This window comes from Rhizobium sp. NZLR1 (assembly GCF_017357385.1).
Classification (GTDB): domain Bacteria; phylum Pseudomonadota; class Alphaproteobacteria; order Rhizobiales; family Rhizobiaceae; genus Rhizobium.
Genome location: NZ_CP071637.1, coordinates 69,673 through 82,101, shown reverse-complemented (window position 1 = coordinate 82,101; position 12,429 = coordinate 69,673). Strand labels below are relative to the sequence as shown.

Below are 12,429 nucleotides of genomic sequence, written 5' to 3'. Positions count from 1 at the left end.
TAAGTTTCGGAAGACAAAGGCCGCTTCCGCGAGCGGCCTTTTTCTTTTCTCGTTACTGCCGAAGTAAGAACGCCCTGGCAGGTGCGATCGGTTGGCTTTATGGTCCTGTCTGTCTCCACTGCTTCATAACTGACCAGCCTGGCTAACCGCGGCGCAGGGACGGAACTTTGAGCTTTCCGCGGAAAAGGCCTCGTTTTTCGATCGGTTCGAACACAGCGTCCGGACCTTCTGGGTCCAGAATTTCGTTATCTGCGAGCCATTCCGCAAGGTCCGAAATCTCCGGCGTGAGATATGGGAGCAACGTACGCGAGGCGGGCTGCGCGCCGGGCCCCGGCCTCGTTCTGACTTCTTCAATTGCGCCGATCAGCGATCCACTCCGCTCGACGATTGCCGAGAACTCTTCCACTCCGGTACCAAGGTGCTCGGCGAGCATGTCGTTTCTCAGGTGCAGCAGCCGTTGCGCAAGAGCATCCGAGCCCTGCGCCTCGAACGCCACGTCGCACTCATTGTCGAACCGCATGGACCGGTTATTGAAGTTCGACGAACCGACACGCATCGCCTGGTCGTCGACAATCATGAGCTTGGAATGGACGTAGACGGGAGCGCCCTGCGCCGTTACGGGATGGTAGATGCGAAATCGGTTGCGCCGGTCGTGCCGCCGCAATGATTCCCGCAACCTGGCACGGGCGGTGTCCATTGCGAGCGAACCAAGCCAGTTATCCGCCTCAACCGGATTGATCAGGACAATTTCAGGGCAATCTATTTCCGCGAGCCTGCGCGCCATGGCCTGAGCAACGATGCGGGACGCGAAGTATTGGCTTTCGGCATAAATGACGTCCCGCGCCGACATGATCATATCGACATAGAGCCTCTCAACCTCTGTCACGCGCTGGCGACCTTCATATTCAGGACTGGTTCGCGAGATCGCGAGATCGACGGCCCCAAAGGCTATCGCCCCGTCGACCCGGGGAAATGCCTGATGCCACTCGGCAGGTTCCAGCTCTTCGCCGCCCGCGAGCTTCCACCGTTCCCGGCAAAGGTCGCCCAGAGCACGCGCGGCCGGGCCGATGCAGTAGCTGGACGCGTCGTGCCACGGGCCATAGAGAACTCCGTTCGGCCGCTTGCGCCGCTGATCGTTGTCGAGGTGCTCGCGCGTGTCCCAACGATCCGTGGTGACGTCTATGCCGCCGCAAAACGCGAGGCTGTCATCGACGACCAGAATCTTCTGATGGTGCGAGCTGCCTACCGGGTGGTTGCCGTCCAGCCTGACTGAAATACGCGGGTGCAGTTTCCAGCGCAGCAAGTATGGAACATTCGAAAACTTGGCCCAATTCGCCAGAAAAGCAGGATTCCAAAGGAGCAGTCGGATTTCCAGATCTGAATTTCGCCTCGCGAGCCAGAGTAGAAAATCACCGACTGCGCGAGGCCCCTCTTCGCTGACATCGGGGTGTCCGAGAGTGACACGAGCGTCGAAATCCCAGCCAACCAAGAAGATGGAACGCTTCGCGGCCTTCATTGCTGCACGCGCTGCGGCAAAATAGCAGTCCGCATCAATCAGTAAAGCAAACTCGTCGGCACGCTCGATCCGCCAGCAATTTTCGGGCGGGTTTAGCAGCGGCTGCGGCGCCATTCGTTCTCCAATACTCGAGTTAGGCTTCAAGCACGGACATAGAGAGGACACTTAACACGCGGATGCCATGACATGTCTCACAATTTCCCTCTCTCAAGCGTAACGAGGAGCCCGTGATCGTAGTTCCCGTTGATCAGGACGCTGGCGACTTCAACAACGGGCAACATCGGGGAACGGTCTGTGTGCGATGCCCGTTCGAAATGATCCGGCCGGCCGCATGAATCGGACGCGTGTACGGTCGTGTCAGGACGCGTGTCCCGAAACCGCTTGGAACAAAGACGCTCGCTCGCGTGCTCTTGTGACCATCAGGCCATCAGGCCCGCGATCGAGCCAGATTTCGTGGACCAGTTCGTTTTTCCTCGCGAGGCCCTACTTCAAAAACCACCTCTCGAAAGAAAGGCGCGATGGCCGCAACGGGCGACGGCAGACTACCGTTCAATGGCATCGAGGCTGCGTATTGCCTGCGACTGGGATATGTCACGTGCGCTAATGAGGGGTGCCGATCAGTGGCTGGATGTCGTCGAAGTTGCCGTTGCTGGCGGCATCGTACGCATTCAGGCTCCTCCCGCCGCCGCGCGTCCCAAACTCCGTCAACTGCACCAATATCGCCCGAGCGCGCTGTACCGCTGTCCCTTCGTCCAGATACCCGCCGTCGGCAACGTGGACGGCGACCGCGTCGCCATCGTCGCCGACGAAGTCGATCCGCCCGCCAGTGTGTTGATGGGCCACTTTGGTGTCTGTCAGATGCATGACTCACCCCGCCTTCCGACCTTTGAGGTCCGCCTGGATGCTCTTTTTCAATGCGTCCATGATATTGACGACGTTCGATGCGGGCGCTGTCGCTGTTTTACCCTTTGCGGTCTTCTTGGGTTTAAGCAGCTTCTTCTTTTCCTCGATCAGCTTCAGCAGCTTGGCCTGGATCGGGTCGCTGACCATATTCGTCGTCCAGCGGGCTGACTTCTGCTTGATGAGTTTCTGGACAAGGGGAATGAGATCGGGATCGGCTTCGGCCTCGATGTCCTCGAAGTAACTCTCCTCCGGACGTACTTCGTCGCCGAACCGCAGCGACCACAGAACAATGCCTTCGTCGCGGGGCTCAAGGATGACGGCACGCTCGCGGCGGCCCATGACGAGCTTCGAAACACCGACGACCTTGTCGGCCTTCATCGCGTCCCTGATCACGGCAAAAGCCTCGTTCCCGACCGCGTCGTCAGGCATCAGATAATGAGGCTTCTCCAAGTAGACCCACTCTATGCTGTCGGCCGGGACAAACTTTTCGATGTCGATGGTTTTCACAGTGTCGAGCGCCACCCTGTCCAGATCGTCGTCGGTGAGGATCACGTAGTCGTTCTCGCCGCGTGCGTAGCCTTTGGCTTCGTTCTCGTCTTTCACAGGTTTGCCCGTGACAGAATCGACGTACTGCGAGACGACCCGGTTTCCTGTATCGCGATTGAGGGTGTGGAAGCGAACCTTCTCGCTCTCGCTGGTCGCTGGGGTCATCGCAACGGGGCACGTGACCAACGAGAGTTTCAGGTAGCCTTTCCAATAATAACGCGGTGCCATGGGTCAATCTCCTCAGCTAGCCTTGCGACGCGGGGTGGTTCCAGCAGAAGCGGTCTTCGAAGCTGGTCCGCGTGTGGCGCGCTGCCGGCCAGTGCCCTGATTGGCGTTGGCGGCAGTGCGCTTCGGCTTGTCCGCTGTGGCCTTCATCATCCCTGCGCTTTCGCGCAGGGCGGCGAGAAGATCGTTCGGCTTCGACACTTCGACCTTCTTCGGCTTCGGCAACGCCTTGCCCTCGATCTTCGCCTTGACCAGGTCGGCAAGAGCGGCTTCATAGCGATCATCGAAGGTCGCAGGGTCGAAGGTTCCCTTCTTGGTGCCGATGATGTGCTTGGCTAGATCGAGCATCTCCCCCTCGATCTTGAGCTTGGGGATTTCCTCAAAGGCCTTCTTCGAATCCCGTACCTCGTAGTCATAGTTCATGGTCGTCGCGATAAGGCCTTTGCCATGCGGCCGTATGAGCACGGCCCGCATTCGCCGGAAGAGAACCGTGCGCGCTATGGCGACGACATTCGACTTCTTCATGCCGTCGCGCAGAGCTGCGAAGGCGTCGCTACCCACCTTGTCAGGGGTCAGGTAGTAGGGCTTGTCGAAATAGACGTCGTCCACATTTGAGCAGGGAATGAAGGCATCAATCTCGAGGGTCTTGTTGCTTTCAGGGATCGTCGCGGCAACTTCCTCTGGATCGATGATAATGTACTGGCCAGTTTCGACCTCGAAGCCTTTTGTCTGTTGCTCCTTCGGAACCGGGTCCTTTGTCTCGCTGTCGATGAAGATGCGGTTCACCCTGTTCCCGGATGCCTTATTGATCGTGTTGAATGTAATGCGCTCTGACGTGCTTGCCGCCGTATAAAGCGCTACTCCGAAGGAGACCTCACCGAATTTTACGAAGCCCTTCCACTGCGCGCGATGCCCTGTTGCCATGACGTTTCTCCGAATCACCTTGTCGCGACTCAAAGACGTCTCAGGATGATTCGTTCCGACTCGAAACGAATCATTTTTCAATAACTTACAGAATTGCGTTCACAGATTGATTCCGGGTTGAAAGCATATCAGAAGTTACGCCATGCGCTTTGCGCGGAGCGTCCAACCGAGCGGCGAGGAATGAACGGCAACACCGTCGTCCTCTTCTTCCATCCGAAGCTGGTCACGATCCAATCCGGCGGCACGATCCCTGGCAGTTCTTCGGTGCAGAGAAACTCGGTCAAGGCGTCGCCAGTAACGAGACTACCGCGTGATTCCCGCCCGCAATGCTTCAGTGTCCATAGGTTACCGCTCGTCATCCTGATCCCGCTCGTCCGATAATGCATAGCGGGTTTAGTGTCGCTTCAGCGCAGCATGACGGACATTGTTGTTTCCGAGGAACCACTGGAATCGTAGCGAGTTTCTTTTTGCGAACCTTCATCAAGGAGAAACCCAATGGCAAAGACACAGACTTCCCGAGGCCGCGTACAAGATCGCGCCCGCGTAGCGGGCGGCCAGGATCACGAGGTGAAATACGAAGCGGAGAAGGAAGGCGTCTCCAAGGATACCGTCAAAAAGGCGGTCAAGAGCGCCGGAAACTCCCGAAAGAAAGTCGAAGCCGAAATCGGCCGACGCTGATCCGTGTGCTGACGCTCTCAGGGTCTCTCGACCCGGCGACCTCTTGCCTCGCCACGTCGACGCAGGAGCCTTTATGAGGTCTTCGATGACAAGGGGCGCTCCAAACGACTATCGCATCATGTCGAAAGCTGTCCGGGAATGGTATCGGTACTATGAGGTCGAATGGGACGATCAGGCGTCCTCGTTTCTCTGCGATGCGGCGATCGAGCTATACGACCGCGGCTGCCGATCGGTAGAGGAGATGGCGACGATCTTGATCGGGACCTATGTGGGGCTGGCCGCCACTCGAATCAACGCGCCATCTTCCGACTCTTTGCACTGATTCCTATGATCCGTGGCAACCGGATGGCCCGATATTCACGAGCGCCCTCGGTCCCACTGCCTGGTGACGGCCGAAACCCAAAATGGCGGGCGACCTCAACAAGCCCGTAGAAATCCGGCCCAGAGCGTGCGCTATCGGGTAGTTGAGCCGACAGAAGGTACCTCGATCTCAATAAGAAGCCCATCATTCGTCCAGGTTTTCTCGACACGCCCTTTCAGCTGTTTTTCAACCATCGCGCCGACAATCACCGTGCCAAAACCTTTTTTGGTAGAGGTCGGCGCCGTAGCAACACCCGCCTCCTGCCAGCGAAGCTTGAAGCCGGCGCCGGACGGTCCGTGCATCCAGCTGATTGAGAGCCTGCCTTGTGGCGCGGCAAGCGCACCGTGGCGAGCCGCATTGACGGCGAGCTCGTGGAGAACGAGCGCGACCGGTTGGACAACCGGCGCCGGCAACCTGACATCAGGTCCGCTAAAGACGGCACGGGTTGCCGAAAATGGCGTGACCTGCAACCGCACGAGTTCCTCGACCGAAATACTCGCCCATCGTCGTTCAGCCAACAAATTATGGGCACGGGCAAGCGCCTGCACGCGGTGCTGGATAGCTGCTGCATAAAGGGCTGGATCATCGGCGTTGCTGAGGCGAACGATACTGTCAACAATGGCGAGGACATTCTTCGACCGGTGATCGACCTCCATGAGCAGGCGATGCTCGGAAGCTTCCAGCGCCTCAATCCGCCGGTACTCCGTCATGTCGATTTGCGACCCAAAGAAATACAGGATTCTTCCATCATCGCCATGGATAGGGCTCAGGTGCACGCGATTCCAGAACGGCTCCCCGCTTTTCTTATAGTTCAAGATTTCGACGCTGGCCTCGCGCTCGTCGGCGATGCCCGCTCGAATTTCGGCGACAGCGATCGGAGATGTCGCCGGACCCTGAAGGAAACGGCAATTGCGGCCCAACACCTCTTCCGCGGAGTAACCTGTCAGTTCGAGGAATGATTTGTTTGCCAGCACGATCGGCAGATCCGGCCTACGTGCGTCGGTGACAACCATCGGCATCCTTGTTCGTTCAAACGCGATGGCTGCCAGGTCTTTTCGATCAACCAAGGCTGCTTTTGACGATGCCGAAGGCAAATCTCCGTGCAGTTTTCTTGTTAAATGGCTGGCCATGCTTCCACGCTTTATCAGACGTCGACAAATAACGTCACGCGTGTTCCTTTGTTTCCCACGCTGATCATCTTTTCAGCTCAGATCGATGGCTTCCTTACGCGAACATCACGGCTTCGATGGTAATGCGGCGATGTCGGGTATAGTGTTGAGAAAGATCATCCGCTCATGACCTGATGGATCAGGCGAAACATGTCATGAACCCTTTTTCCAATTCCAGTCGCGCCAGGGAACGCTTCCTCGAAGCCATCCTCCAGAGTGCCATCGAATATGCGATCATCTCCGTGGATCTCGATCACAGGGTGACCACATGGAATGAGGGAGCGCGCAGGATCCTTGGATGGGACGAGGCTGAAATCATTGGCCAGCCGGTCGGCGTAATTTTCACACAGGCAGACCGCGAGACTGGGGTTCCCCAGCGGGAAATGACCGCTGCTTTGATCGATGGCCACGGAGACGATGAACGCTGGCACGTTCGAAAGGACGGCTCGTTATTCTGGGCATCAGGCCAGCTCATGACGCTGAGGTCGGATGACGGCGAACTCGAAGGATTCGTAAAGATCCTCAGGGATCGAACGGAGCAGCGTGAAAATGAGCAGCGACAGCACGTCCTCATGCACGAGCTCTCGCACCGCATCAAGAATACGCTGGCCGTCGTTCAGGCAATTATCAGCCAGTCATTCAGAAGTGCCGGCAGCATGAAGGATGCGGAGCAGTCGATATCGGCGCGCGTCAACGCCTATGCCCACGCGCATGACATTTTGCTGCAGAAGAACTGGCTGTCAGCGACCATGGACACGATCGTCGAGGCGACCGCAGTCAATCTCGGACTTGGGTCGGACCGTCTCAAAGCAAGTGGTCCCACAGTCACGCTGAACCCCCAGGCGGTGTTAGCGTTCTCTCTCGTGCTGCACGAGCTTGTCACGAACGCGACGAAGTACGGGGCCCTGTCGGTTGATACCGGAGTGATCGAAATCGAGTGGTCTCTGCGTCAGGAAGCGGGCGCCGACCACCTCACCCTCCGTTGGCGAGAGCGCGGCGGTCCGACGGTGGAAGCGCCGAAAAGGAGGGGCTTCGGCTCCCGGCTCATCAATTCCAGCCTGTCTGCGTTCGGAAAAGTCTCTGTTGATTATGCCCCGACAGGCCTGATCCTCAGCCTCGACGCGTCGCTCCAGAGCCTGCAAGATCAAAATTGCTCCGACTCTCCAATGTAGGTGCGGCGCTACCCTTGCAAATATCTGCTCCGCGCACGCGAGAACGATGACGCCGACCATCGAAGCCTCCGATGGCCGGTCATGGCGCCTGATATCGCTCCTAGCCTTGAGGAAATCCAGTCTCTTGAAGAAGCTCTTCACCGCCAAGAGATAAGCGGTTGCAGGGAGGCGGTCGAGATTTTGCTCGCGGAAGGTTTCGTTGAGTTTGGAGCTTCTGGCAGCGTATACGACCGAACAACGATCATCGATCTTCTTGTGCAAGAGGGCGGTCACCGATGAAGGCGATCTCCGATCAGTTGCACCACACAGACGTCAAGGCAAGCTACGGCCTGATCGTGCCTTGATGGAAAAACATTTGCCACTTGAGCCCGTCGTGTTTCCAGACGGAGCTTCGCAGCACACGCCGCTTTGAACCATTTGGATAAGAGCGCTCTGTCTCGTAGGTCAGAAGCACAGCGTCATTCGAGATAGGCTTCACGCTGGTCAATGCTGGCACCTCATAGGTATACCAACTGAATTTACCAACGGTGCAGCTCCATGCAACCATCGGGCCTGCGTTTCTTCGGTGCCGCTTGCTCCATAATGCGGGAAAAATTCGAGTGCGGCGGCCGGCAGTTTGTGCGAGTCCTGCTAGTCTGGCCCGACGTCGTAGAAGCTGAACCGTTCGTGTACGGCCTCCGAGAGCATCTCTAAGGCTTCCTGGGATCGCGGCGCGGGGATTCGCATCTCGGCCGATAATACGTGCAGTGTGCTGCTCCATTTATTCCCGTCGCTGGAAGCCAATCGATCACCTCAAGCGTTCAGTGGAAGGTAGGCCCGCTCGCGACGCGATGCGTTCTTGCGCGGCGTTCTTGGCTGCCATGGACAGCGCATCCACTATTCTTTCGGGGTTCGTCCGCATGGTGGCGACAGGTCGCCCCTCCGGGTTCTCGATGAGGCCAGGATTCACGGTGAAATAAGCCACCCCAAGTCCGAACTCGGAAAAGAGCGCGCGGGCAATGGACGGCCCGGTGAGTCCATCCCCAAGCCGGACGTCGATGATGGCGATGTCTGCTTCGGCGCCGAGCTCCAGAGCCTCTGACATAGTCCCCGCGATGCCAGTGATTTCGAATCCGGCGTCGATCGCGACGTCCTCGATCGCCAGAGCGATTCCCAATTCGTCTTCGACGATGAGCAGGCGCATGATTCGTCTCCGGGGCTCCAAAAATCGGCGGGGCGCTCTTTGGCGTCGCCAATCGAAAACACTCCCCCCCACAAGCGGTTCCACGTGTAAGACTTGAGTCGGAGCTATCCCCCAACCAAGGTCCGAGATCCGGGATTCCACTGACAACATCATCCTCACACGCGGGAGAAGGCCGTCCGAGAGCCGGCTACACGCCTTGAATTCCAGTACCGCAGCCCCCTTCTCCATCGAAGACCGCGCCGGAGCGTAGACGATCTTCGGCGGCACCCACTCGACGAGCAGCGGAGGCCTTCCCTCGCCGCCCGCCTCGAGGACGCGCCAGCGTCTGGGCGCAGGGCGCCGTCGTTTCAGTCGATCGTCCAGTCGACCTCGTCGCGGCCGCAGAAACATCCCTGGGCACTATGAGGGTGGATTGGATTCTCCGTTCCCGTTTGCAGGCGGCGCACCATGAGGCATGTTCATTTATAAGAATTCTGATATCTTCCGCGCTCGAACGGGAGTGAGCGTTATGTTTACCGCGAGTTTGATTCCGGAAGCCTATTACTGGGCGCGTTCAGCAAAGCACTTCGACGGGAAGCTCACCGTTGTGAAAGTCTCGACTGTCTTCGGAGAAGATCCCAACTATTGGACCCTTGCACTGCTGGGCACCGACCAGCACGCAATGCCATGCGATTTCGAAATCATCGGACCATTGGCACTCCCGGAGGAGAACTCCTTGCGGCAAGCCGCCGAGTAGTATTTTCGAACGCAACCGAACCGGTTCTTTAAAAGGCTTATCCCGTTCGTACAGGAGCGGAAGATTGGGCTGGGCGGGATCTCGGGGCCGGCGCGGACGACTGCGAACTGAAAATTGATGGCCGCCCAACGTACAGGAGACTCTTTGCTTAGGGTTTAGCAAGTGATCGCTGAGCGGCCGAGCTAACAATAGCAAACTGTTAATACAAATTGTAGTTATAATCTTCGCGTTATGCTTTTCTACCTTGCTTTGAATTTAGTAGAACCTAATAAAAATGCGGAAACAATGACATGTAAATATAATATTAATTGCAAATGGTGGAGAAAGGAGCATTATTTTTCGAATGCGCGAAGACGCGCTGTAGTAAACACCCCTCCATCTTGATCCCGCCTTGGCGGGTTTTTCTTTACTACTATTCGAGCCAATGATGACCGCCCTTGCTCGCTCTAGGCCGCGCAATGCATGAATCAAATGCTTGCGTTGGAACTTTTCTTTATTTTCCGGGTTGCGATTACATGGATGTGCTTGCTACGTCGCACGTCCGTGTTTGTCCAACTAGAGCCCCGCGCGAATGCGGGGCTTTTTTCGACGGCGGACCAGCTTGGCTGCGGCTGCTATCTACGCTTCTCGAAAAAATTGATCCCCCGAAGTTGGGTGTCCAACTTTCGGGGGTCAGTTCAGCACGCGGGGCTTTTTTTGTTCGCGGTCGCCTCCGCTCCGGGAACCCCCAGGTCGTTATGGGTTTTGACGATGGGCCGCGCGGCTATCTCCGCAAGTAGCTTTTCGTTCCGGCGTCGGTCATGCAGTACCTTCCTCCGCGCGGACCCGTGCAATACGCGCCGGACCGGCAGGAGCACTCCCCGGCCATGGCGGGCGACATCTGGGGCGAAGATCCGCCTAGAAGGCCAGCAGCAGCTCCGGGATAGCCCGTACAAGATTTCTTGCTGGCGCTTACGGAGCCATCATTGCAGATGAATGTGTCGCCACGGCAGCCCGCAACACCGCCCTTGCTTCCGCTGCAAGGCGTGTTCGTGGCTCCAGCAGGGTCGGCTGCCAGCGACACCGTCGCAAGAAGGATCCATAACCACCTTCGCCTCGACCCTGTTGATACCATCCTCGAAGACGCCGCCGGGCACGTGGTGGAACCTGAGACCCATCCCTGCTTCCGCGGTGTAGGGACTGGGAACGATATACAGCTTGCTGTCGTAGAACTGGCTGTTGGAGACGGCAATCAAGGACTGATGCCGGCTGCGGTAGTGCCAGCGCAACATCTTTTCCGGCAGTCCTCGAGCCGAAAACAATCCGAGGATGCTTTCGATGTCTGAAACCTGCGCGCCATCCTGGCCATCGTCGTCCTCGTCCCCGGAGCTTGACGTCATCTTCGAGAAGAACCGCGTCGGCGGCAATTGCCGTTCGTCACCAACGACCACAACCTGCTTTGCGCGGGCTACCGCTCCTAGTGCGTCGACCGGCTGAATCTGGCTGGCTTCGTCCATGACGAGAAGGTCGAATTCGAGCACGCCCGGCGGCAGGAACTGTGCGATCGAGAGAGGACTCATCATGAAGACAGGCTTCAACGCCTGGATCGCTGGCGAGGCACGCTGCATAAGCTGGCGGATCGGCATATGCCCGCGACGCCGTGCCATTTCACCTCTAAGGATTCCGACCGGTCCGAGACCGCTGATCTGTGGGATTCGCCTGTGATGCGCCCGGACGACGTCGAGGCGAGACAGGGCCATGCGGCTTCGATCCAACGCCGCGAACTCGTTGACCAGCCGTCCATGAACCTCTCCATCGAACCGGGCGAGTTCCGGATCTTTTCCCTGCTGGTGTCGAAGGATGGCCTCGTAGATCGCCATTTCGACATAGGACACGACAGCTTCAGGCTGAACACGACCATCTTCGAGTCTTTCGACGACCAGCCATGGCTCTCAATCGCCACCTGAGCTTGGATTTCGGCCGTCTCCTTGGTTTCGTCCCGGAGCGCATGGCAATGGAACCTTCCCATCGCGCCAGCCTCAGTAGCCGCCGACGATCGGCAGGATTTCACCAGTGATGTAGCTCGACATCTGGGGTGACGCGAGGAACACGTAGGCCGGAGCAATTTCCTCGGGCTGGGCTGCCCTCTTCATCGGCGTCTGGCTGCCGAACTTCGCGACGTCCTCGGCCTGCTTGTCAGAAGGATTGAGAGGCGTCCAGACCGGTCCTGGCGCGACGGCATTGACGCGGATGCCCTTCGGCACGAGCTGGCTGGACAACGCCTCGGTGAAGGCATGAATGCCGCCTTTCGTCATTGAATAGTCGAGCAGCTCCTTGGAGCCTTCCAAGCCCGTGACCGACCCGGTGTTGATGATCACCGAGCCGTTCGTCAAATGCGGGATCGCAGCTTTCGCCATGTAGAAATAGCCATAGAGGTTGGTCTTCAACGTCTCGTCGAAATGTTCTTCGGTCAGGTCTTCGATTTCGGCGGAGTGAACCTGAAAGGCGGCATTGTTGACGAGGATGTCGAGCCGGGAGAAGTGCCTGACTGTCTTTGCGACGGCATTCCGGCAGAACTTCGCATCCTTGACATCACCTTTTATAACAAGGCACTTGCGGCCTTCCTTCTCGACGGCCGCCTTGGTATCCGCGGCATCTCGATCCTCGTCGAGATGAACGATCGCGACGTCGGCGCCTTCTCGTGCGAACAGGATCGCCACCGAACGGCCGATGCCCGAATCTCCGCCCGTTATGATGGCGACCTTGTCCTTCAGCTTTTCCGAGCCCTTGTAGAAAGGCGCGTCGTACATGGGCGCGAGCGGAAGGTCCGCTTCGGAGCCGGGCTTGGCCTGGTGAACCTCAGGAAAAGGCGGTTCGGGATAGCGGCGCGCGCCTGCCTGCATAGCGCCGGACGGCTTCGGCTTCGACTTCGCCTTCTCGTCGGCATTGTCGACCTGTTGCTGGATCTCGCGCTGCTTTGCGGCGGTGGCTTTCGATGACATCTTGCTCTCCTCTCGATTTTGAGAGGACAACGCCA

14 protein-coding genes and 1 pseudogene are annotated in these 12,429 nt (G+C 58.0%); 5 read left to right on the top strand and 10 right to left on the bottom strand.

Annotated elements, in window-relative coordinates:
• Positions 1-142 precede the first annotated feature (142 nt).
• From J3O30_RS32170 to J3O30_RS32150, 5 genes are all read right to left on the bottom strand, one after another.
• Entirely contained in the window at positions 143-1,630 is a 1,488-nt protein-coding gene (locus tag J3O30_RS32170) for a phospholipase D-like domain-containing protein (RefSeq protein WP_207586108.1), read from the bottom strand.
• A gap of 486 nt (positions 1,631-2,116) precedes the next feature.
• Positions 2,117-2,380, bottom strand: a complete 264-nt coding sequence (locus tag J3O30_RS32165) for a hypothetical protein (RefSeq protein WP_207586107.1) — start codon at positions 2,378-2,380, stop codon at positions 2,117-2,119.
• A 3-nt stretch (positions 2,381-2,383) separates the two neighbouring features.
• A complete protein-coding gene (locus J3O30_RS32160) occupies positions 2,384-3,193 on the bottom strand; it encodes a Ku protein (RefSeq protein ID WP_207586106.1) in 810 nt (269 codons plus the stop codon).
• A 12-nt stretch (positions 3,194-3,205) separates the two neighbouring features.
• Positions 3,206-4,114 (bottom strand): Ku protein, encoded by a 909-nt coding sequence (locus tag J3O30_RS32155; RefSeq protein WP_207586105.1) that lies wholly within the window; start codon positions 4,112-4,114, stop codon positions 3,206-3,208.
• A gap of 128 nt (positions 4,115-4,242) precedes the next feature.
• A complete protein-coding gene (locus tag J3O30_RS32150; protein WP_207586104.1) occupies positions 4,243-4,398 on the bottom strand; it encodes a hypothetical protein in 156 nt (51 codons plus the stop codon).
• A 211-nt stretch (positions 4,399-4,609) separates the two neighbouring features.
• Between J3O30_RS32150 and J3O30_RS32145 the strand changes: the two genes are divergently transcribed.
• Together J3O30_RS32145 and J3O30_RS32140 are read left to right on the top strand one after the other, a co-directional pair.
• Positions 4,610-4,792: a DUF3606 domain-containing protein gene (locus J3O30_RS32145; protein WP_207586103.1), complete on the top strand. Its 183-nt coding sequence runs from the start codon at positions 4,610-4,612 to the stop codon at positions 4,790-4,792.
• Between the two features lie 85 nt (positions 4,793-4,877).
• The gene (locus tag J3O30_RS32140; protein WP_207586102.1) at positions 4,878-5,114 is read left to right on the top strand and encodes a hypothetical protein; all 237 of its coding nucleotides are present in this window, start codon (positions 4,878-4,880) and stop codon (positions 5,112-5,114) included.
• 131 nt (positions 5,115-5,245) lie between these two features.
• Here the strand turns inward: J3O30_RS32140 and J3O30_RS32135 are convergent, their stop codons facing one another.
• Positions 5,246-6,283, bottom strand: coding sequence for a PAS domain-containing protein (locus tag J3O30_RS32135; protein ID WP_207586101.1), 1,038 nt, complete (start codon positions 6,281-6,283; stop codon positions 5,246-5,248).
• Positions 6,284-6,477: 194 nt separating this feature from the next.
• On the opposite strand from J3O30_RS32135, the gene J3O30_RS32130 reads away from it, so the two are divergent.
• Complete coding sequence (locus tag J3O30_RS32130; RefSeq protein ID WP_207586100.1) at positions 6,478-7,494, top strand: HWE histidine kinase domain-containing protein; 1,017 nt, start codon at positions 6,478-6,480, stop codon at positions 7,492-7,494.
• An 81-nt stretch (positions 7,495-7,575) separates the two neighbouring features.
• Positions 7,576-7,773 carry a DUF4440 domain-containing protein gene (locus J3O30_RS32125; RefSeq protein WP_207586099.1) on the top strand — a complete coding sequence of 66 codons (198 nt, stop codon included), beginning with the start codon at positions 7,576-7,578 and terminating at the stop codon, positions 7,771-7,773.
• Positions 7,774-8,281: 508 nt separating this feature from the next.
• Here the strand turns inward: J3O30_RS32125 and J3O30_RS32120 are convergent.
• The gene (locus J3O30_RS32120; protein ID WP_207586098.1) at positions 8,282-8,677 is read right to left on the bottom strand and encodes a response regulator; all 396 of its coding nucleotides are present in this window, start codon (positions 8,675-8,677) and stop codon (positions 8,282-8,284) included.
• Between the two features lie 508 nt (positions 8,678-9,185).
• Here J3O30_RS32120 and J3O30_RS32115 point away from each other — a divergent pair.
• Positions 9,186-9,413, top strand: coding sequence for a hypothetical protein (locus J3O30_RS32115; protein ID WP_207586097.1), 228 nt, complete (start codon positions 9,186-9,188; stop codon positions 9,411-9,413).
• A 763-nt stretch (positions 9,414-10,176) separates the two neighbouring features.
• Here the strand turns inward: J3O30_RS32115 and J3O30_RS33575 are convergent.
• From J3O30_RS33575 to J3O30_RS32105, 3 genes and pseudogenes are all read right to left on the bottom strand, one after another.
• Entirely contained in the window at positions 10,177-10,527 is a 351-nt protein-coding gene (locus tag J3O30_RS33575; RefSeq protein ID WP_246762925.1) for a hypothetical protein, read from the bottom strand.
• Positions 10,496-11,335, bottom strand: a pseudogene (locus J3O30_RS32110) (DEAD/DEAH box helicase); the annotation flags it as partial. The gene J3O30_RS33575 and the pseudogene J3O30_RS32110, both read right to left, overlap by 32 nt.
• A gap of 96 nt (positions 11,336-11,431) precedes the next feature.
• Entirely contained in the window at positions 11,432-12,394 is a 963-nt protein-coding gene (locus J3O30_RS32105) for an SDR family oxidoreductase (RefSeq protein WP_207586096.1), read from the bottom strand.
• Positions 12,395-12,429: the final 35 nt, after the last annotated feature.